Annotated in this window: 17 protein-coding genes and 1 pseudogene; 12 read left to right on the forward strand and 6 right to left on the reverse strand. The window is 45.6% G+C overall.

Going from position 1 to position 22,534, the window contains the following annotated elements:
* Nucleotides 1–25 precede the first annotated feature (25 nt).
* Nucleotides 26–2,449, forward strand: a complete 2,424-nt coding sequence (locus DCO56_RS09650) for a glycoside hydrolase family 127 protein (protein WP_108633524.1) — start codon at nt 26–28, stop codon at nt 2,447–2,449.
* A gap of 117 nt (nt 2,450–2,566) precedes the next feature.
* Here the strand turns inward: DCO56_RS09650 and DCO56_RS09655 are convergent, their stop codons facing one another.
* The 4 genes from DCO56_RS09655 to DCO56_RS09670 form a co-directional block, all read right to left on the reverse strand.
* Nucleotides 2,567–2,929: a VOC family protein gene (locus tag DCO56_RS09655; protein WP_181390507.1), complete on the reverse strand. Its 363-nt coding sequence runs from the start codon at nt 2,927–2,929 to the stop codon at nt 2,567–2,569.
* 350 nt (nt 2,930–3,279) lie between these two features.
* Complete coding sequence (locus tag DCO56_RS09660) at nt 3,280–5,637, reverse strand: ABC transporter permease (protein WP_108633525.1); 2,358 nt, start codon at nt 5,635–5,637, stop codon at nt 3,280–3,282.
* 162 nt (nt 5,638–5,799) lie between these two features.
* Nucleotides 5,800–6,210: a GNAT family N-acetyltransferase gene (locus tag DCO56_RS09665; RefSeq protein WP_108633526.1), complete on the reverse strand. Its 411-nt coding sequence runs from the start codon at nt 6,208–6,210 to the stop codon at nt 5,800–5,802.
* An 18-nt stretch (nt 6,211–6,228) separates the two neighbouring features.
* Nucleotides 6,229–6,666 (reverse strand): carboxymuconolactone decarboxylase family protein, encoded by a 438-nt coding sequence (locus tag DCO56_RS09670; protein ID WP_108633527.1) that lies wholly within the window; start codon nt 6,664–6,666, stop codon nt 6,229–6,231.
* Between the two features lie 84 nt (nt 6,667–6,750).
* On the opposite strand from DCO56_RS09670, the pseudogene DCO56_RS30055 reads away from it, so the two are divergent.
* The 3 genes and pseudogenes from DCO56_RS30055 to DCO56_RS29045 form a co-directional block, all read left to right on the forward strand.
* A pseudogene (locus DCO56_RS30055) lies at nt 6,751–6,981 on the forward strand (GntR family transcriptional regulator); the annotation flags it as partial.
* Between the two features lie 90 nt (nt 6,982–7,071).
* Nucleotides 7,072–8,223, forward strand: coding sequence for an aminotransferase-like domain-containing protein (locus tag DCO56_RS09675; RefSeq protein WP_245935808.1), 1,152 nt, complete (start codon nt 7,072–7,074; stop codon nt 8,221–8,223).
* Between the two features lie 313 nt (nt 8,224–8,536).
* The gene (locus DCO56_RS29045) at nt 8,537–8,734 is read left to right on the forward strand and encodes a hypothetical protein (protein WP_146191011.1); all 198 of its coding nucleotides are present in this window, start codon (nt 8,537–8,539) and stop codon (nt 8,732–8,734) included.
* A gap of 150 nt (nt 8,735–8,884) precedes the next feature.
* On the opposite strand, the gene DCO56_RS09680 is transcribed toward DCO56_RS29045, so the two are convergent.
* Together DCO56_RS09680 and DCO56_RS09685 are read right to left on the reverse strand one after the other, a co-directional pair.
* Entirely contained in the window at nt 8,885–10,366 is a 1,482-nt protein-coding gene (locus DCO56_RS09680; RefSeq protein ID WP_108633529.1) for a fibrobacter succinogenes major paralogous domain-containing protein, read from the reverse strand.
* Between the two features lie 36 nt (nt 10,367–10,402).
* Nucleotides 10,403–10,591, reverse strand: a complete 189-nt coding sequence (locus tag DCO56_RS09685; protein WP_108633530.1) for a hypothetical protein — start codon at nt 10,589–10,591, stop codon at nt 10,403–10,405.
* 314 nt (nt 10,592–10,905) lie between these two features.
* On the opposite strand from DCO56_RS09685, the gene DCO56_RS09690 reads away from it, so the two are divergent.
* The 8 genes from DCO56_RS09690 (at nt 10,906) to DCO56_RS09725 (ending at nt 22,531) form a co-directional block, all read left to right on the forward strand.
* Complete coding sequence (locus tag DCO56_RS09690) at nt 10,906–11,532, forward strand: response regulator transcription factor (RefSeq protein ID WP_108633531.1); 627 nt, start codon at nt 10,906–10,908, stop codon at nt 11,530–11,532.
* A gap of 17 nt (nt 11,533–11,549) precedes the next feature.
* Nucleotides 11,550–11,882 (forward strand): hypothetical protein, encoded by a 333-nt coding sequence (locus DCO56_RS09695; RefSeq protein ID WP_146191012.1) that lies wholly within the window; start codon nt 11,550–11,552, stop codon nt 11,880–11,882.
* A gap of 544 nt (nt 11,883–12,426) precedes the next feature.
* A complete protein-coding gene (locus DCO56_RS09700) occupies nt 12,427–15,597 on the forward strand; it encodes a SusC/RagA family TonB-linked outer membrane protein (RefSeq protein ID WP_108633533.1) in 3,171 nt (1,056 codons plus the stop codon).
* A gap of 18 nt (nt 15,598–15,615) precedes the next feature.
* Nucleotides 15,616–17,391, forward strand: coding sequence for a RagB/SusD family nutrient uptake outer membrane protein (locus DCO56_RS09705; protein WP_108633534.1), 1,776 nt, complete (start codon nt 15,616–15,618; stop codon nt 17,389–17,391).
* 16 nt (nt 17,392–17,407) lie between these two features.
* Nucleotides 17,408–18,703 (forward strand): alginate lyase family protein, encoded by a 1,296-nt coding sequence (locus DCO56_RS09710; protein WP_219929352.1) that lies wholly within the window; start codon nt 17,408–17,410, stop codon nt 18,701–18,703.
* 42 nt (nt 18,704–18,745) lie between these two features.
* Nucleotides 18,746–20,275 carry an IPT/TIG domain-containing protein gene (locus DCO56_RS09715; protein ID WP_108633535.1) on the forward strand — a complete coding sequence of 510 codons (1,530 nt, stop codon included), beginning with the start codon at nt 18,746–18,748 and terminating at the stop codon, nt 20,273–20,275.
* 126 nt (nt 20,276–20,401) lie between these two features.
* Complete coding sequence (locus tag DCO56_RS09720) at nt 20,402–21,610, forward strand: glycoside hydrolase family 88 protein (protein ID WP_108633536.1); 1,209 nt, start codon at nt 20,402–20,404, stop codon at nt 21,608–21,610.
* Between the two features lie 27 nt (nt 21,611–21,637).
* Nucleotides 21,638–22,531, forward strand: a complete 894-nt coding sequence (locus tag DCO56_RS09725) for an ROK family protein (RefSeq protein WP_108633537.1) — start codon at nt 21,638–21,640, stop codon at nt 22,529–22,531.
* Nucleotides 22,532–22,534: the final 3 nt, after the last annotated feature.

Here is a 22,534-nt window from a genome sequence, read left to right on the forward strand (position 1 = left end):
GGTGAAACGGAAAATGAACGTTAAGATGAAAAAACTAAAATGCTATGCCATACTGACGTCGCTGTTGGCCATTGCCTTTTTTGCTGAAAGTCAGGGGCAGACCAAGGAGGTAAAACAATACGATTACCCCATCAAACCTGTTTCTTTTGTGGATGTGAAGTTTACCGACAAATTTTGGGCGCCTAGACTCAAGATCAATCAACAGGTGACGATACCTATCGCACTCCAACAGTGTTACTCCACCGGAAGGGTTGATAACTTCAAGAAAGCTGGTGGCCTGATGAAGGGATACTTCAATACCGAATATACCTTTGACGATACGGATATTTATAAAATAATAGAAGGAATGGCCTATTCGATACAGACTAGTCCGAGTGTGGAATTGGAAAAACAGATGGATTCACTGATCTATTTTATAGGAAAGGCTCAGGAACCTGACGGTTACCTGTATACAGCGCGTACCGCAGCCGAGCCTGGAAAGCTACATCCATGGACTGGAGAGAATCGCTGGGAGAAAGATCCTGACCTGAGCCACGAACTTTACAATTCAGGACATTTATATGAGGCTGCTGTAGCACATTATCTGGCCACCGGAAAGCGTACATTATTGGAAATAGCCATCAAGAATGCCGATCTCCTGGTAAAGGACTTTTTGGTGGGTGGATTGAAATTTGAACCCGGACATCAGATCGTAGAAATGGGCTTGGCAAAGATGTATCGTGTGACCGGAAAAAAGGAATATCTTGATCTGGCGAAGTATTTTCTTGATTTGAAAGGAAAAGGTGTCCGGGGTGAGTATGCGCAGAGCCATAAACCGGTCATCGAACAGGACGAAGCTGTTGGGCATGCCGTACGCGCAGTGTATATGTATTCTGGCATGGCTGACGTCGCAGCACTTACCGGTAACAAGGCTTACTTAAATGCAATCGACAAAATATGGAACAACGTGGTTGATAAAAAGTACTATGTTACCGGCGGAATCGGCGCCCGGGGACATGGAGAGGCATTCGGTGATAACTATGAATTACCGAATATGTCAGCTTATTGTGAGACCTGTGCTGCCATTGGAAATGTGTATTGGAACCATCGCCAATTCTTGATGCATGGTGAGTCGAAATATTATGATGTAATCGAACGCACCTTGTACAACGGTGTGCTCTCAGGTGTGGGGCTCTCAGGGGACCGTTTCTTCTATCCAAACCCCTTAGCATCTGAGGGGCAGCATACGCGGGCTGAATGGTTCGGCTGTGCTTGTTGTCCGAGTAATGTATGTCGTTTTATACCTTCGATACCGGGATATACCTATGCGCACAAGGACAATGAAATCTATGTCAATCTTTTTGTGGAAAGCGAAACGACAATCGACCTGCCCGCGAATAAGGTCCACCTTTCACAGAAATCGAATTATCCCTGGGAAGGCCATACGACAATACACGTCACTCCGGAAAAAACTGCTGCATTTGACGTATTGGTAAGGATACCCGGCTGGGCTTTGGAACGTCCGGTTCCGAGTGACCTCTATACATATGTTAAGCCCGAAAGAAAAGAAGTGGAAATCCAGCTAAACGGCAAGCCGATCGAATATACCGTCAAGGCAAATGGCTATGCCGCTTTGAACCGTAAATGGAAAAAAGGTGATCGCATCGACATTGTATTCCCAATGGACGTAAAACGTACGATTGCGAATGATCAGGTGAAAGATGATAAAGGAAAGGTGGCATTGGAACGTGGGCCAATTGTATACTGCCTGGAATGGGCAGACAATGATGGTAAAGTCTCGAATGCTGTGCTTACCGATGATGTGGTGGTCAAGAGCAGCTATCAGCCCGATAAACTTAATGGTATTGTTAGCCTGGCAATGGAAGGTAAAAGTATCGCTCGGGACGGGCAGAATAATATGGTAGAGAAGGACAAAAAGCTTACGGCAATTCCTTACTATGCCTGGGCCAACCGTGGTGCTGGCGAGATGGAAGTCTGGATTCCCAGAACAGCCGAATATACAAAACCATTGCCCGCAATTACAAATTCGACACGCGCAAAAGTGACATCTTCCAAAGGTGAAAATGCTTCATTGGCGAAAGTTAATGATGGCTATTGGCCGAAGAGCTCTTCGGACCGTGATGTCTCTTTTTATGCATTATGGCCAGCGAAAGGAACGCAGGAATGGATAGCTTATGCGTTTGAAAAACCAGTGCAGATCTCCCAGGCAAGTGTCTATTGGTGGGACGACCGACCTTGGGGCGGAAGCAGAATTCCGGATAGTTGGCATATAGAATATCTTGACTCAAATGGCAATTGGGTGCAAGTAAAGAATACTACGGCTTATTCCAACGAGCAAGACAAGACCAATACCGTTACTTTTGAAACCGTTTCGGCACAAAAAGTCCGGTTAAAGTTTCAGATGGGCAAAGATGTATCCGTAGGGATCTACGAGTTTGAAGTCAAGTGATGTTATCCTGTACAACAACATAAATAGGTGCTTAAGGAAAAGGTATCTATTTTATTTAGGTGGTTAAAGAAAGCCGTGTCAAATTCATTTTTGGCGCGGTTTCTTTTTTGATAAGCTTTAAGACGATGGCCCCATTTTACTATAATCTGTCAGCCCTAGCTTGTTCCCAAAGGGATCATTGAATTCGACGGCATAGCCGGTCATAATCTCAAATGGTTCACTCAGAAATGATATGCCCCTGGATTTAAGGTCTTCGTAGGCCGTTTTTACACTTTCCACCGTAAACCATATCGCCGGCTGGGCATGTCGGGTGCTTAAGATAATCGCTGGCTCGTTGGCGCCTACCTGGAATGCTGTCATTCCTTTGTCTGTAAAATCAAATTTGACTTTCAGGCCAAGCTGCCTGCCATAAAATTCTTTTGCCTCTTCCAGATTATCTGCTGGAAGAAAAAAGTTGTCGTAATCGCTGATGCTGTTCATTGCTGTGGATTTGCTAAATGATAGTTATTCTTTCATGATACGAGTGTAGGCATAACCACTTCAAGTAGAGGTGACAGCGATCATATTTTCAGGTGATTGTACGCCATATGCACAAATCATTGCAGGCATACTTTTCACCTTATGCATATTGGAAGCCAGGGCTTATGCTCACAGCTGGCCATTGCCGTACCGGCACCCAAATGATGGACGATAGAATCACACAAAATGTGATGGACAGGCGTCGGGCAGGGAATTAAGCCTTCGGCAGAAAAGTGGGCTGTTTGAGTTGATTATTTAGGAGGAGCGCTTGACAGTTGAAATAGTCGGATGTCAAGCGCTCCTCCCTTATTTTATTCGTCGCGGAGACTCTTGACGGGATTGTTCAGGGCAGCTTTAATGGATTGATAGCTAACAGTTAGCAATGTCAGGGCAACAGCACCTGTCCCGGCAATCAGGAAAATATCCCAGCTGATACGAATGCGATAAGTGTAGGAGCTGAGCATCTGGTCAGCGATATAATAAGCAATCGGAAATGCGATCAGGCAGGATAGCAATACCAGCAGCACAAAATCTTTGGATAGCATCGTAGTTATCGAACTGACTGAAGCACCCAGCACTTTACGCACGCCAATTTCCTTGGTTCTGTTTTCAGCCATGTACGCGGTAAGGCCGTAAAGCCCAAGGCAGGAAATAAAAATCGTCAGCAGCGCAAAAAAACTGGAAAGCTTGCCCAATTGTTCAAAATCTTTGAATTTTTCGGCATATTTGGCGTCGACAAAGACATAATCGAAAGGATAGTCGGGATTATATTCTTTAAAAATTTTCTCCAAGCTCGCAAGCGCGTCACGTGTTTCTATTCGATCGTCTAATCGAATGTTGGTCACACTGGTGCCTGAAGCGGCACCCTGGATCACCAGCGGGGTGACCGGATTAAATGGTGACTCCTGCACAAAGTCTTTGATGACACCGATGATATGCCAGGAGATGCCATCGACAATGGTCTTGCCGATCGGATTGTCAAAATGGAAAACCTTCGCTGCGGATTCGTTGATGATCATTGCGCTAGAGTCTGTGGGGAATTTGCTGAGATCGAAATCGCGGCCGGCGATCAGCTGCAGTCCAGCAGTACCGACCAAGTTGTCATCGACCCCGATCCGGGCAAACATGGTATTGTCATCCTCGGGTTTGCCGGCCCATTGCATCGGGTTGTTGCTCCAGTTTTCGGTCAGCGGAGAGGAGGTTCTCGATACATGAGATGCTACGCCGGAGGACAGTAGCGCATTTTTTATCAGCCTACTGTTTTTACGGATACTTCCCTGGTCCATGACATTGATCAGTCGGTCCTTGTTGTACCCCACTTCTCTATCCTGTGCGTATTTTATCTGTTTCTGAATGGATATGGTCGTAATGATCAGGATGATGGCTATGCAGAACTGGGAGATAACCAGTATTTTTCTGGCGCTCAACTTGCTCTGCATGTGCAGCAGTTTTCCCTTTAGCACTTTTACTGGTCTAAATGAAGACAAATAAAAGGCTGGATAACTGCCGGATAGTATTCCGGTCAATAGGATAAATCCGATAAATGCGGACCAGAAGGCAATATCACTGAAAGGGATCTGCAGTTGCCTGGATACCAAGCTGCTATAGTGCGGAAGGGTAAGCAGGACGATCAGGATGGCCAAAAGGCCCGAAATCGCTGAAATTAAGATGGATTCGGTTAAGAATTGTCCGATCAATAATTGCCTACTGGCTCCAATTACTTTGCGTACACCGACCTCTTTGGCACGTTTTTCACTCTGGGCGGTACTCAGGTTCATGAAATTGATGCAAGCGATGATCAATATGAAACAGGCGATGGCGATAAAGGTACGTACCATTCCGACCCGCGGTGTGGCAGGTTTTCCCATATCGGTAAACTTACTGTAGAGCCACTTATTGCCTACAGGTTGAATAAAATTCTCGGCTTTGGTTTCCGTATGTTTCTGAAGGAAGCCTTTAATCTGCTTTTTAAACTGACCGATATTGGTGTTTTTATCAAGTTCAATATAGGTCTGGACGGAATTGTTGTCCCAATAGTTATCCGAATAGCCGATTTGCTCCATAAGCGTCCAGGGAACTAGATAACTTATGCCTTTCATAAAGGAATTGTCTGGGATATCTTCTATGATTGCGGCCACCGTTGCGATGGCAGTGCTATCCAGTTTAACCGTTTGATGGATGGCTTCGCCTGCTCCAAATAAACGCTGGGCAAGAGATCTGGTGATCACAATTTGATTAGGGGTTTTCAGTGCTTCGGCGCTATTTCCAGCGAGCACCTTATAATCAAACATTTTGAGAAAGCTACTGTCCACAAACGCGCCCTTTTCCCTGGCGAGCTTGATCTCACCCTTGGTCAGCAGAAAACCAATACCGGAGTTGACCCTGCTGATATTTCTGATTTCGGGAAAGTCAGTTTTTAATGCTGCTGCCATGGGCTTGGGGGTATAAAAATGCTGCACCGTTTCGCTGCCCCAAACATCTTTTAGCCCAACGGCATAAATCTGTCCGGCCTTTGTATAAAAGCGGTCAAAGGTAAATTCGCTCTTCACCCATAGCATAATCATTATCGAAGCCGCCATCCCAATGGCCAGCCCGACAATATTTATGGTGGTAAAGCCTTTGTTGTTCTTTAAGTTCCGGAATGCAATTAGAATATAGTTTTTAAGCATGGTAGTCGGATTTATGAAATCCGACCAATTCGTTTGCCAATAATTTAATTTATTGATATTGTGTTGTTTATGTATTTTGTGCGCTGCGAAAATGTTCAATCCTGAACGTTTTTTGTCCGAAAGCGAACATTTTTGCAGCGTTTAGTGGATGGCCCGCCACATTTAAATTGGATTGAGCCTGTCGATCCCGAAAGCGTTTTTAAGCTGTTGAATCCCGATCTTATGATAATAGGAAATTGCGCCCGGAGCAGACAGCCAGATGAGTGAACAGTCATCGCCTGCCGTAGCTTTGGTTAAATGGATGAGATGCCTGCCGATTCCTCGTTTCTGGTAGTTGGGATGTACGGCTAGATCTGCCAGGTAGCAGCAGAAGCCTCCGTCATTCATGGAGCGCGCAATGCCGATCAGATGCTTTCCCTGCCAGGCTGTGATCAAAAGATTGGAATTGGCAAACATCTTCTTCATTCGGTGTTTATCGTCGATGGGCCGTTTTAAGCCGGCTGCGGCATAGAGGGCGGTGATATGCTCCAAAGCAGGTATAAAACCTACTTGATAGTTTATTTCTGTGTTCATTGTAGTCCTGTCAAAAGATCATTGCGGCTCGCGGCCTGTGGTGATTCCAATACGGTTCCAGGCATTCATTGCGACGATGCCCATGATGACTTCAGTAAGATACTGCTGCCCCAGAAGTAGCAGTGCCCTGTTGTACACCTCATCAGTCACTCCGTGAACCGAAATGCGTGTGATCTGTTCCGTCAAAGCCAGGATAGCCTGTTCTTCTTCCGAAAAGAAAGGTGTGTCCCGCCAGTGGGACAGTACAAATATCCGGCGCGCATCTTCGCCATATGCCAGGGCATCCTGGATATGTTTGTCCATGCAATAGGTGCAGCCATTTATCTGGGAGACCCGGATCTTGATCAGTTCGGCGTGAATCCTGTTTAATGAGCTTTCGGACAGATACTGCTCAAATCCAAGCATGACCTTAAAAGCCTTGGTGTCGACGTCTTTTAAAAATTCTCGCTTTTTCATGGTGTTTTTTTTAAATATATTTTCAAATATAAGATGGTTTTGGACTATCTTTAGGGGACAGATTGAAAAAAGATAGTAGTCCAGATGCTCCCGTTTAAAACACTCATACCGATCGACCCCAAAAGTAAGCCAGCTGTCTATGAGCAGATTGCTCTAGCACTTATTCAGCTGGTGAAATCGGGAAAGATGCAGTCAGGTATGCGGTTGCCGAGCACACGTACCCTGGCAGCCACGTTGGCCGTCCATCGGAAGACCATCGTGGCCGCCTATGAAATACTCACGCTGCAGGGCTGGGTAAGTACGAAGTATAAAAGCGGTTACTTTATCAGTCCGGATATACAGGTGGCGGCCGTTACCGGGCAAGCAGGGTCGGCGACAGCCTTCGCTGGCCACTTTCCGCTGACATTGAAGACTGACGATAAAGACAAAGTCAGGAAAGTACTGCAGGAGGGCCAGTTATTTTTGGATGATGGATTGCCCGATCCGAGGATCGCTCCCTATAAGGGGCTGCTGCTAGAGCTGGGATCTATTACCGGGCGCCAATATAACTTACGAAAAGCAAATTATGGAACCGCCTTTGCCAGCTCGGTACTCAAGAACGCCTTGCTGGCCCATCTTGCTCACTCCCGTGGTCTCCATCTGTCCGAAGACAATATCCTGATTACCAATGGTGCTCAAATGGGTCTGTATCTAACGTCGCGGGCACTGATCCATCCGGGAGACACTTTTATTGTCGGCTCGCCGGGCTACGAACTTGCCCGGTCGGCCTTCGTACTGAACGGAGCGACAGTGATCGATGTCCCCGTGGATGAAAACGGTATCGAGGTGGACCAGATAGCGGAAATATGCCGCACGACAAGGATTAAAGCCGTGTATGTGATTCCGCATCACCATTACCCCACGACGGTCGCCTTGAGCCCGCAACGACGTCTGCGGCTATTGTCTTTGGCTCATCAGTACAATTTTGTCATTATCGAAGACGATTATGATTATGACTTTCATTATTCTTCGGCTCCGCATTTGCCTATGGCAAGTTACGATCATCAGGGACAGGTAATCTATGTGGGAAGTATCTCCAAAAATTTTTCGTCCTCTTTGCGGCTAGGATATGTGGTCGCTACCGAAGATCTGATTTTGTCTCTGGCGTATATCCGAAAACATATGGATATACGGGGCGATGTGCTGCAGGAGCAGGCGGTGGGTACACTATTTGAGAACGGAATTATGGAAAGGCATCTGCGGCGGTCTGTTAAGATGTATAAGGAGCGACGGGATTATCTCTGCGCTAAATTGGAGGTATACCGTGGCCGTTACCTATTTTTTGAGGTGCCGGCAGGCGGAATGGCCATTTGGATCAGGTTCGGGGATAACTATGACGTACGCCGGGTGGCCGCCCAGCTCAGGAAACAGGGATTGTCCTTTGACGAGCGCTTGGTGTTTGCCGATGCTCCGCAACTGAATCACCTGCGGCTGGGATTTTCATCGCTGGATCTGGAGGCTATCGATTTTCTAGTCGAAACGCTGGGGCATGTGCTTGAAAATTATCCGGTGCACTAGGGCTGTATATGGGCAGTGGACTGCTAGGGGGATTTCCACGGCCCATGTTAACCCAATGGAGCTGCCGGTAAATCTTCAGTGCTCTGCGGCCAGTTTTTCCATATCCTCCCGGTTGATTTTTATCGATCTGCTCAGAAAACTGATGATCAGTTGCTGTCCTGTGGGTTATACTCATCCAGCAGCGCGTTGACGGCCGCTACCAACGACTTGTACAAGGGCAATGCCTTCGATTCCAGATTGTTGACATGAAGCGTGATATAAAGCTTTCTGCGATCGTTTGGATCACTCTCACGGAGGATAAAGCCGGCTTATATTGTATGCTAAAGTATTTACCCTTTTCGTTTTCGTGCAGGTATTGGGATTCGCACTGCAGGCGCAAGATCGTTTCAGTGTCAATGCCGGCAGGATTACTGTCGTGTCAGGTAGCGAGCCTTTTATCCTATCTTTATACGGCATAACCTATGATAGACGGCCGGAATTGCAGATCTGTCACGACCGACGGAATGTCTGACCAGCTGTACAGTATCGGTGTATTAAAAGGGCGGGCGGCCGAGCAGCAGAATATGAGGTAATGTAGTGCATACTAATGAAAAGGGACCGTACAGCATAGCGCTACTGTACGATCCCTTTTTTCGTTATAATGGAGACCATCTGGGTCAGGCTACTTGTTTTTCACACAACGTATGGCAGCCCAATTATTTTGATGAATATTCACGATCGAGACGCTGGTTGCTGTCAATATCAATGCCGGCTTGGAATTACCCTGTACGGTCGGGCTTGCCCAATATACCCCAAGAGCATTAGTTGGAATGTCGTTGTTACCAGAACCGGATTGGGTAAAATCGTTGTCAGGCAAGAACATGTAATTGTCCAGATTGCTTGTCGGCAGTACAGAAGTGCCTAAAAACCATCCGGTCTGCCCATTGTAGCTTCCGCGTACGGTACCTTGGTTGATCAAAGATTGATACTCAGTTTGCGCTGCCGTGCGCCAGCCGGTACCAATGGCCGTCTCACAATAAGAGGCAGAACCGTTACCACTATAAACACTACCTTTCAAATATTGGGCAGCAGCCAGCGTGATAGGCGATGTACCGGTCAAATTGGCTGAACTCCAATAATAATTGGAATTAGGTACATCTATTGCTCCTTTAGGGACAAGGCGCAGTTTTAAGTTATATTTGACGCCTTTTTGTAAGTTCAGGTCCGACAGGTTGATCAGTCCGGATCTTACTCCATTCTGCACTGCATTTAAGGTGACCGTCCCGAAGCTGACTTTACCGGCGCTAGTTCCCTCGGTAATGATCAGCGCAGGGCTGCTTGTCCATAGGAGTCCTGATCCACTGAAACTGATACTACGGGCAGTGGAAGAACCTCCTTGTGTAAAATGGCCGTCAGACAAGTGAACGTTGGCAGTACCGTAGTTTGGCGACATGCTGCTACCAACAATGGAGGTGATATTGCCCACCACATTGGCTGATGTGCTCTCCAGAGTAGCCTGTACCTGCGTAAATAAATGGCTGAGGATAAGATCCAGAGAGAGGGTCTGATTTGCGGTTACGCTGGCGGTCTGTTTTTGCCAAAGTACATCCGTGTCTGCACCTGGGGCATCAAATGTGATGTTGGCAAGGTTCTGGTTGAAATTGATATTCGGAAATATCTGGCCGTTTGCCACAGCGACGACAACGAATGTGTAGGCACCCGGGGCAAGCGTAAGATTCCAGTTTGTACCACTCCCAGTATAGGTGAGTACGCCAGAATCTTTAACATAATCGCCGGCGGAATTATAGGCGGCAACCGCATATTTGGCGCCGGTGCCCAGAGGCTCGGGGCTGGTCGCCATTTTAAGCCCTGCTGAAGCGCGCAAAATATTGGATAGATTGGATGTCTCCGGCGACAGTGTCGCCAGTACAGTTAGTTCATCTCCAAACGGGATAGAAGCTTTCTGGATAGCTATAGCACTGTTTGTATTGCTGGTATTGGATAGTTTTAACTTGGGGTCCGTGCCCCCGTCAGAATAGGACACGCCTCCGATTTTGATACTTACTTTTCCTTCCGTTCCGACAGGATCCGAGCTTTCATTTTTGCTGCAGGCAGTAAACAGTACGGTAAAGAGCGCCAATGCTTGAATAAACTGATTTTTCATTTTCTTAGTTGGTTAAATTAACAGCGAATTGAATGACTACCACCAGCCATCATTCTGGCTGTGAGTCTGTGATTCTTCGTTATCCCAGGTCTGTTGGATATCACCTGAGGCCTGCGCGTTGGACCCCGCAGCGATGCCATTTTCCAATAATACCTCAGTCACCCATATCTGAGGTGCCTGGTAGTCCAGTTTGCGTGACTGGAGTTTGATAGGTTTCTTTTTCATAATAATATGTTTTATTAAGGGTAAATACTATGCACTATTGTTAGCTCAGCATGAACTTAAACTTCGGCTCAATCCTAAGCAGCCGCATCGGATGTGATTGGGCCGTAAACTAAATTCTGATGTAAAAAAAAGGCTTTATGGCTTCAAAACGATAGCGTGAAAGGGAATATCACCTGTTTATGCGATTGTTTGGCTTCAATATCGCATGAATATGCGATGAATGTAGTTTTTGAGCTACAGCAATGCAATAACACGCTGATATGGTTATATCAAATGATTAGATTTGTTTACGAGATTAATAAAAAGCCAATATTATGAAGACCTCTAGGCATGCAGTCATCTTAGATGATCAAAAGATTGTCGCCTTCTCGTTTGAGCTGTTGCTCAAACGTGAATGTCAAATAGATCTGGTCCAATCCTTTAACAGGGGTAACGACTTATTTCAATTTTTGTACGCTTTCGGAAAGGAGGAGCTGCTTGTTTTTCTGGATTATTACCTCCAAGATGAAAATGGACTCTCCGTACTGACAGAAATAAAGCGTATCAATGGGTCCGCAAAGGTTATCTTTCTGACCGGGGCAACCGCGCCGGCTGTGTTAGCCAGTATGTTGCAATATCGTCCGGATGGTCTACTGAGCAAATCCTGCGAACTGGCGGAGATACAGGCCTGTTTGGCAGCAGTAAATAGTAGGCAGACCTTCATCTGCAGGGAATTCGAACATATCTTGTCCAGCAACGACAAAAGAGTGGAAACTTTTACGCCACGGGAGATCGAAGTGCTGCAACATTTCTCGAATGGCTACAGTGTGGCCGAAACGGCTTCAAAAACCTTTTTAAGTCCACATACAGTAGTGACACACCGTCGAAAAATGATGGCTAAAGCCGGCTGCCAGACGATTGCACAAATGCTAAAATATGCACGCGAGCACCATTTAATATGATGCGCTGAAAAACATATGTGCATACGATATTGTTAATAGCGATGTCGAGCGCGCAACGTATCGCCGAACAGGACAAGGAAAACACGATAACTGGGGGTGTGCTTTCCGCGACCCCTTTTTTTGATGTGCTATTGAAAATTTCGAATATCGCCCGTAATTCGGGATTCATACCGGTTACCGATCCCTTAAAAAAGGCTTCCCAAATATTCTGGTCGCCACCTTTTATTAAAATTAGCGAATTATACCCTTCGATTTTGTTCCGAACGAATTCGACTGTTCGGTCGTTGTCCTCTGATCAGATTTTTGCCATCCCTAAAGCAGATTCATCGTACCTAAATGCTAACGCCTAAAGAATGTCAGCAAAATATATTGATATCCCAAAGGTTCCACTTAATAGGATTATAAATAGCTTCAAATTGAGGATTTTGAGGCTGTGTCAATAAAGTTAATCGTTTTAGTTATTTTTATGTTACCCTACTTTTATAAGGCGTATTCGCCCTTATTTTTGGCCTTTTACCATTTTAAACGGCCGATTACACATTTTTTCAAAATAAAATATGCTTAATTATCATGTAATAACTAAACTGTTTAATGTATAGTAATGAAATTAAATGGTTGTATATTAATTGATTGTGATTTTTTTAAAAAAAATATTTTATGAAATACTAAATCGGTTAAATTTATTTTTTATGTTTGTATCACAGGTAGGAAAGGGCCTGTAATTATAAACCGTAAGAATATTTAATTGCTGTACAATCTTTCAGACTGAAACGAATATCGTTTCAGGTTTTTTTTAATCTGATTTAAAAATGTCGTTCCGACGTTTAAAAAATTTGGAAAGATTTATTTGCGATTTTTTATAAATGTGAAATAAACAATTATAAACATGTAAATATGAAAAGTAGATCAAGTATTCAGTCCTTGGTGGCGGGCATTGCCTGTAGTGTTTTCATGGTACAGGTCAACCCCTTGTTTGCGCAGCAGATCCAGGTGCGAGGACTTGTAAAGGATTCCAAAACAGGGTTGCCACTATCAGGGGTATCAATCCGCGTCAACAATCAGGCAAAGGGGAGCTCGGACAACAATGGGCGTTATGTACTTCCTGCCAATTCAGGTGAAAACATAGAGTTTCGTTTAATTGGTTATGAGGTGCAGATACAAAAGGCTCAGGAGAATATGAGTGTGGCACTAAAATCAACGGAAGGTGCTCTTGAAGAAGTGGTTGTTGTCGGCTATGGTACGCAAAAACGAGCCACCTTGACAGGGGCGGTTGAAACCGTCAGCAGTAAAGTGTTTGAAGACCGTGCAGTCACCAATGTTGCCCTGGCACTGCAGGGGCAGACACCAGGGCTTACCGTTACACGGACATCGCCTAGACCTGGTAATGAAGGGCTTAACCTTTCCATTCGCGGAGCCTCATCCATCAACGGTTCTAAGCCGCTGATCGTCATTGATGGCGTGCCGGCAATGAACGATTACTCCTTTCTAAATTTAAATTCGGACGATATTGAAAACATCTCTGTCCTGAAAGACGGGGCTGCCGCCATCTATGGTTCCCGTGCAGCAAACGGTGTTTTGTTGGTCACCACAAAAAAGGGGAAAGGAAAATTAAAAGTCGACTACAACGGCAATTTTCGCTTCAATACCAATGGGCTGGTCGGATATTCACCCTCAATGCAGGAGTATGCAACCATGTGGCTGGAAGCCAATAAAGAGGAAACTGTACCAAACTGGTGGGTATGGGGTGAAGACAATGTCAAGAAAATGGCCCAGGGGATCGAGGGTAGATATGATCTGTATAACACTGATTTTTATATCTTCAACGCAAATCGGATCCAGGAGATGTTTTCGACGCGTTATTCCTATCAGCATAACCTCAGTCTGGGTAGTGGAAATGATAAGTCCAGCTATCGGTTGTCCTTTGCTTACGCGGATAATCAGGCAAACCTTGCTACGGCTTATGATGGTCAAAAACAATGGAATGCACGTTTCAATTATACCTATAACTTAACAGATAAATTAAAGCTGGAATCTAATATCAGCGCCATTAATGCCAATACGAGCATGCCTTCAAGGGGGTTGGGAAATATCCTGTATTCTTTTGATATGCCGTTTTATCCAGCTAAAAACCCAATGGGGCAGTGGTTGGCTCCTTTTAACGGAATAGATGCTGGTGCTAACAGAAATGCCGCTGCCACCACATCCGATGCGGGTCGTTTTGACAAAAAATCGCTCACGAGCCGGGTAGATCTGCGCGCTACTTATGATATCTGGAACGGTATTTCTTTGGAAGCCGCCGCATCCTTGCAGAATGAACGCTATACGGGTGAGTCTTACGTCGTTCCTGTAAAGCTCTACAACTGGTACGGAGATTATGTCGCCAATGCCTATAACACCGACGGTACGAATAATACCTATTCTGCCGGTACATATAATGGGGTTAGTCAATATTACGAAGCCTTATTGCGCTATAATAAGACACTTGCCGGAAAACATAATATCTCGGCAATGGTCGGGATAAATGCCGAAAAATTCAATTCACAAACGATTAATGCCGCACGGCTCGGTTATGATGATCTGGGGATATATGACATCGGGCTGGGTAAAACGGAAGGAATGACAAACAGTGGTGGTAAAAGCCTGAACGGTCGCTATTCCTATATCAGTAGATTCACTTACAACTATGCCGAGAAATACTTACTGGAATTCGTGGGACGTTATGATGGTAACTCACGCTTTGCCAAAGGACATAAGTTTAAAGGTTTTGGTTCCGTGCAGGCCGGTTGGGTTTTCGGCGAAGAATCCTTTATGGCTCCATTGAAGGATATTGTCAGCTTTGGTAAGTTGAGAGCTAGTTATGCTTCAACGGGTAACGCGGCAGATAACCTAAAGGATTTTGATTATTTATCAGTGGTCAATATTGGTACTTCTGTTTTGGGCTTTCCTGCTTCCCTTCAGACGAATTCTAGTTTGTCCAACAATGGTTTGATCAGCTATGACCGGACCTGGGAGACTGTTATACAGGCCAATGCCGGGCTTGATCTCAAGTTTTTGAGCAATAGGTTGAGCGCTACTTTTGATGCCTATGAAAAAAGAAACATCGGTATGCTCACTCAGGTTGTTTACCCGTCGGTATTGGGGGGAACAGCGCCGCAGACAAACAGTGGCAAATTCTATACGCGTGGTTGGGAACTTTCTATTGGTTGGAAAGATCAAAAGGGTGATTTCGGTTACAATGTAGCGTTCAATATGGGCAATGCCAACACCAAGGTGGACCAAGTGGAAAATGCGGATACCTATAATGCAGGCCGAAATAACGTTGTCAATGGCTATCCTTTCAGATCCTGGTTTTTGTTTAAGACGGATGGATATTTTAAGGATCAGTCTGAGGTAGATGCGTATTATGCAGCTTATGGGAATAGTGAGGCATTGAAAGGACTGGAAAAGACAAATCCCCAGAAAACACTGCGCCCGGGTGACACAAAAAAGGTCGATGTTGCCGGTACCGGAAATATCACTGCCGGAGGAAATACACAGAGTTCCTTGGTGTATATGGGTGATGCCATGCCGCATTACACCTATGGGATCAACCTAGGTGGCTCTTGGAAAGGCTTTGATTTAAATGCTTTTTTTCAGGGGCACTTAAAACAGAATGTTATGCGTACGGGATATATGGCCTATCCTTTTAGGGCATTATACACCAACCAGAATCCTTCTTTTTTAGGCCATACCTGGACCGAAGAGAATCCGAATGCGGAGTTTCCGCGCTTGACTAGTAATGTGGATAGGGCGGGATGGAACTATGCGAATAATGATTTTATGCTGCAGAATAGCCGCTATATCCGTTTGAAATCGTTGGTTGTTGGCTATTCACTGCCTAAGTCGCTTGTCGAGCGGGCCAAGTTACAGAAGGTGCGGGTCTATTTTTCGGGGAATGATCTTTGGGAGGCCACGGCCATCAAGGATGGTTTCGACCCTGAAACGGGCGAGAATGCGACTGATGGTGATAATGCCGGCTATCCATTTGCCCGTACATGGTCTTTTGGTATTAACATAGGTTTCTAACGCTTAAAATGTAAAGAGATGAAAAAGACATTTAATTATATCTTATTCGGTGCAATGTGTATGGGCTTGTTGTCCTGTCAGAATGATTTTATAGACCTGACACCTCCTGCCGAATTTTTGGATAACGTTTATTTTAAGAAAGCAAGCGATTTTAAGTCCTATACAACCAGCTTTTACGGCAGGCTGCAGGGCTGGAGTTTTGCCAACATGGACAATAGCTCTGACCTTTCTGCCAACTCAAATGGCAACGGGTATGGAGAGGGGCATGGTTCCCTAAATGCGACAGGTACAAGCTGGGATTATTCGGGGATCCGTAGCTGCAATATTTTGCTTGGTAAGGCAGCGGAATATACCGGTACAGAAAATATTGATCAGTTTGTCGGCGAGGCGCATTTCTTCCGCGCGTATCAATATTTTGGTTTATTGAAGCAGTTTGGCGGTGTGCCATTGATTTTAAAGACGCTTGACGAGAAGTCGCCGGAGTTATTTGCGCCACGAAATAGCCGCTATGAAATTGTTGCTCAGGTGCTCAAAGACCTGGATGCAGCGATCGCAAAATTACCGATCGAACAGAATATCGCAAGTGCGGACAAGGGCCGTATCAGCAAATGGGCCGCCAAGGCTTTAAAAGCACAGGTAGCGCTTTATGAGGCTACCTGGGAAAAATATGTGGGACAAAAAGCTGATGGTAACGGTACATCTGAAGGTGCCGGTACGGCAGGTTATGACGCCGGAAATAGCAAGCGTTATCTTGCCGATGCGGTAGCTCAATGTGAGGATATCATGACCAATGGTGGGTATGAGCTATGGAATAAAAATACTGATGCAAAAATGGCGAATGCCAGCTTGTGGTACTTATTCAACTTGGAGGATGCAGAATCAAATCCTGGCGGATATGATAAAAGCACCAATAAGGAATTTATCCTTTACAATGTGTACGATTATACTTTAAAGCAATCGCGTATCAATATTACCTGGACTGTAGGACAGTTGTACCCGAGCCGCAAATTTGTTGACATGGCGGTCTGTACAGATGGTCTGCCTCCCGAAAAATCACCGCTCTTTCAAGGGTATCATACGGCTAACTCAGAGTTTCAAAGTCGTGATAGACGTTTATTAAGCTATCTCTATGGTACCGGTACAGCGCCGGGATCGGTGACGCTGGATTACGGAAGCCTGGGATTCAGTGGCTATGGAAACAGTAAATATGCGGTGTATGGATATGGTACCCGACGAAAAGATAATACAGAGTCGGCAAACTGGTCTATTATCCGATTGGCAGAAGTCTATCTGACCTATGCCGAAGCCTTATATGAATTGAATGGTAGCATCACCGATGCGCAACTGGATGCGTCGATCAATAAGCTGAGACAGCGGGCAGGGGTGGCAAACCTAAGCAACGCGCTTGTGACGGCCAACAATTTGAATATGTTGAACGAAATACGTCGGGAAAGAGCGGTAGAACTCTACCGCGAAGGAAAACGTTTTGATGACCTCAAGCGTTGGGGCCTACTGGTGGAATCTTTGAATACCTCGCGGCTGGGCAAAGTGGTCGGAAATGGTAATGATTATACAACGCCTTTTAAGGATGCCAATGGTGCAGCAACAGGTTTGTATAAGCCGGGTAGTTATATCTGGGGGGAGGAAGAGGTGGAGACGCCCGAAGGTAAACTGCGTTGTGTTGTGATTTCCAGCAGTCAAAACCATACTGTTGCTGCCAGGCATTACCTCTATCCAATTCCACAGTCGCAGATCAACTTAAATAAGCAACTATTACAAAATCCAGGGTATTAATAGCAAAATTAACATCATGAAGAATTTAGGACAAAAAATTTATATCGGTCTGTTGACAGGCATAACTGCAACGATGGCCGCCTGTGCATATGATCTCCCAGAAATCGTACGTGATACGCCCAAAAGTACGGAAGCAGTTGTCAAGCTGATTGATACCTTGGCACCATCTGTGGCACTAAAGCATGTGGGGGCCTTACATACGCCCGAGGATTTTCAGCGTATCAAGACAAAACTCGCGGCACAGGATATAACCATCTTAGCCGGTTGGAACAAGCTCATTGCCAACAGTCATGCGCAGGCAGGTTATATTGCCAGCCCGGTTGAAAAATTGATCCGCGGTGGTGGCAGCAGGGAAGAACCGGAACCGGACAACTATGGGCGGGCATTCAATGATGTCGCCGCGGCTTACCAATTGGCACTCCGCTGGAAAATAAGTGGCGATGAAAGCTACGCAAAATCGGCCGTAGCGATTTTGAATGCCTGGGCAACGACCTGCAAACGGATAAGCGGGGATTCCAATACGGCCTTAGCCGGTGGAATCTACGGCTTTCAGTTTGCTGTTGCGGGTGAATTACTGCGCGATTATAATGGTTGGAAACAAGAGGACTTCACGGCTTATAAAAAGTGGATGAAAGATGTGTTTTATAGTTTGAATATGGCTTTCCTCAATACACACTGGGGGACCTGTGATTCACATTATTGGGCAAATTGGGACTTGGCCAACTTGGCGTCCGTGATGGCAATTGGTATTTTGACCGACAATCGTTCGATTTACAATTTTGCCGTGGACTACCTGCAGCGGGGCAAAGGCAACGGTAATTGGTTTAAGGTAATTAATTATGTGTTTGATGGCGATAATGCAGGGCTGGCGCAGATTCAGGAAAGCGGTCGGGACCAGGGGCACGCAACACTCTGTATTGCGCTGATGGGACATATTGCCCAGATGGCCTGGAACCAGGGTGATGATTTTTATGGACTTGATAATAACCGTTTCTTGAAGGCCTGCGAGTATACGGCAAAATATAATGTCGCCAAACTTGCCGTTCCCTTTCATGAGTATACACGCAAATGGGCGGCCAATTGTGCGCAAACAGAAGTGCATACCCAGATCAGTGATAATGCCCGCGGTACCGAAAGACCGATGTGGACAGGCCCATATTACCACTATACAAAGATCAAAAAACAAAACGCCACCTATACGCAAATGGGGATGTCGCAGACCTATCCTGAAGGCGGTGGGGGTGACTACGGCCCAAACAGTGGTGGGTATGATCAACTGGGATTTGGAACCTTGATGTATACATTAGACTAATAGCTTTCGCTATTAATTTCTAACCAATAAAAATGAAGAAAAATGAAAACAAGATATGCAGTTCATCACTCTTTTCTGGGAGCCTTGGTGCTTTTGATATCCTTCCTCAGTTCCTGCGAAAAAGGTCCTGATTTTCGGGAGTTTAATTACCCCGCGCCGGTAGTGGAGGACTTTTCGCCCAAGCAGGGCTACGTCGGTAGTGCTGTTACCATCACGGGTAAAGATTTTGGCACGACACTAAAGGCTGTAAAGGTGTATTTCGGAGAGGTAAGGGCCGATTCGGTGAAAATCGTAGAAGACAATAAGATTGTGGTCCTGGCGCCCGAACAAGGAGTTACAGGCAAATTGAAAGTGGAAATTTATGGAAAGTCGGATCTGACCAAGGAGGATTTTGTGTATATGCCTTCCGCAAAATTTATCAGTGCCAGTACGGATAAAGCACAGGTAGGGGACGAAATTACGGTGACAGGAGAAAACTTCGGTACGGATATGCAAAAGGTAAAAGCCTATATAGGAAATGTCGAGGGTACAGTGGTGTCGGTTACACCCAACCAAATTAAATTTAAAGTTGCAGAAGGTCCTTCTGCGAGTATCGTCCTGATGGTTGATGGGCAGCGTCTTGTCGGCTCCTATGTCATGGTAGGTATGGAGAAATTGACGGGTACCTTGTTTGGACATGCTGGCTCATGGAACAACAATCCGGCGACGACCATCCAGGCTGCTGTAGATGGAGATATAGCTACTTACGTAGATGGAGCAAATAAAATTGGCTATATGGGATACGATATGGGGGCAGGAAAAGGGGCGATGGTAAAATCGGTACGATATGCTCCACGCTCGACACATGCCTCCCGGATGCTCAACGGAGAGATCAGGGGCGCGAACGATCCTTCTTTGTCCGATTATGTTGTGCTGCACAAGATAACGGCAACACCTCCCGCGGGTGTCTATACCGAGGCGAATATAGAGAATGAACAGATTTTCAGATATATCTATTACTATACAGCGGAAGGAAACGGAAATATCGCCGAAATTGAATTTTATGGAAATGTGGTTGACAAGCCTATCCCGGTAGGCAAGCTTGCCTTTGAATTCAATACGGATAATGAAGGTTGGGTACCACAACAATCAGCCATTTATGCGGCTTCTGATGATGCACTCAATGTGACATACTCACAGACAGGGACTGATAAAAGAAGAGCGGATCTCAAATTGACAAATTTGCCGATAACACTCCATACCGGAAACTATCCGATAGTTGCCATCAAGATGAAGGCATTGCCGGTGGGCGCCGTATACACCTTTGACGTCTCCGGTGGGGCTTTTGGCAACGGTTCAAAAAAAGAATCAAAGGACTTCGTCGCAGATAATGTCCTATTCTGGGATATTTCGGTGCTGGGACAGGGAACCAATCCGCCGGTGGCCAACTCGCCAATCGTATTTAGTGCAGGGCAGACATTCCAGTTTAAAATAGCTGATATTCCGGCCGAAACCGCTACCGCTGGTTATTCCGTCGAATGGATCCGCACATTTGCGAGTAAAGAGGAACTGGCAAAATTTATAGGCAAGTGATAGGCCTGTGATGGGTTGCAATTAAACATAGAAGTGATTTGGATGAAAGTGAGGTTCCCTCTACAATAGGTGGTTACATGGAGGGGACCGAACTTTTTTGAGTTAGCATAATGCATACGGTAAATTATGAATAAAAGGATCAAACAATTAATAGCTATAAAATCAATTTGTGTATCGGTTTTGGTCACAGTATCTGCCTGTTCGTCTTTGCGGAATACGGACATAAATCTGGAGGCAGAGACTGCTTATATCCAAAATCGGCTGGAACGGACCCTGTCCAACATCCCGAACGACAAAAAGAATATCCCCCGAAGTCTCCTGGAAGACGGCAGATCATGGAAATATGTAAGCTATCAGGACTGGACGAGTGGTTTTTGGTCGGGTGAATTGTGGTATGCCTATGAGCTTTCGGGCCAAGAAAAATGGAAGGAGCAGGCCGGGCGCTTCAGCAAGGAATTGAAGCCCTTAGCGTACGAGCCGGTCATCGATCATGACCTGGGCTTTCAAGTTTTCAACTCTTTTGGCAATGCCTTTCGGTTGACAGGAGAGGAGAGTTATCGTCGGGTTGTGCTGGCTGCCGCGGATTCACTGGCGACGCTCTTTAATCCGAAGGTCGGAACCATTCTTTCTTGGCCACGATCTGTACCCAATATGGAGTGGCCACAGCATAACACGATTATAGATAATATGATCAACCTGGAACTGTTGTTTTGGGCCTCGAAAAATGGCGGAGCGGACTCCTTATATACGATAGCGGTTAGTCACGCAAAGACAACGATGGCCAATCATTTTCGGGATGATTATTCTTCCTATCACGCCGTTGTTTATGATAGGGAAACTGGCAGAAGAATAAAGCAAGTGACGCATCAGGGTTTTGCGGATAGTAGCATGTGGGCACGGGGACAGTCTTGGGCAATCTATGGCTATACAATGGTTTATCGGGAGACGAAGGATCCTGTCTTTCTGGATTTTGCCCAAAAAGTGACTGATGTTTACTTGGATCGATTGCCGAAGGATTTGGTTCCTTATTGGGATTTTGATGATCCCAAGATCCCGAATGCACCACGGGATGCTTCGGCGGCGGCTGTGGTCGCTTCTGCACTCTTTGAACTTGGTCAGTACGTCCCGGGTGATAAGGGAGCAATGTACCGGAAAAAGGCTGAAGAGATGCTCAATTCCTTAGCCCAACATTACCATGCAGCCGATGAGAACTCGGCGATCTTGGGTCAGGTGACTGGGCATTATCCTAACGGAACTGAGATCAATACCTCGATTAATTATGGTGATTATTACTATATGGAAGCCTTGTTGCGCTATAAGCACTTGGGGAATTAATGGATAAAAAATGAAAATAACGATTTGATGAAGCTAGCTAATAATGATGATCTAATTGCCGCAGCTGATATCGGTGGAAGCCATATTACAGTCGGGTTTGTGCAGCATGGTTTTCCAAAAATAATAGATGCTGATACCATCCGAATTAAATTGAATAGTAAAGGAACACAGGAAGAAATTTTGAATGCATGGTTTGATGCCTTTGAACAGCTCGCTTTTAAGAAGGATAGGGGCATCCGGCGTATGGCGTTTGCTATGCCTGGGCCCTTCGACTATCAAAAGGGGGTCAGTCTCATCAAGGGGCTGGATAAATATGAAAGCCTGTATGGGGAGAACATAAAAAGCATAGTTGCTCGTCATTTTAAAATCGACGAAACCAATATCCTTTTCCGGAACGATGCTGAAGCTTTTTTGCATGGGGAAGTCATGGCTGCTGCGCTGGCTGCTGATCGCCGTATTCTGGGGATTACGCTCGGTACAGGGTTTGGTTCGGCAATAAGTCAATATGGCGATACCAAAGATCTAAATTTAGGTCTAGCAGCTTTTAAGGATAGCATTGCGGATGATTTTCTGACGACGCGCTGGTTTCGATCAGCTTATGAAAAAGCGGGCCGAACAGGCCTTGAGGTACAAGAGATCAGTTATCTTGCAAGGCGCGGAGAACCGTTGGCACTAAAGCTATTTGACGAATTCACTGAAAACCTTACGGCAGTATTACATCAATTTTCTGCCGAACTGTCTCCTGATGACATCATTATCGGGGGGAATATCGCCAAAGCTCAGGACCTCTTTCTGCCCCGGGTCCGAAAACGATTGGAATTGTTGGGAATTCGGGCTAACTTTCATCTGGCCCAGCTAGGCGAACACTCCGCAATGGTGGGCAGCGCATATTTATTTACACAGAAAACAATTATAAAATAGATT

Origin of the sequence: Sphingobacterium athyrii, from assembly GCF_003071065.1 — a bacterium.
In the GTDB taxonomy this organism is placed as follows: Bacteria; Bacteroidota; Bacteroidia; order Sphingobacteriales; family Sphingobacteriaceae; genus Sphingobacterium; species Sphingobacterium athyrii.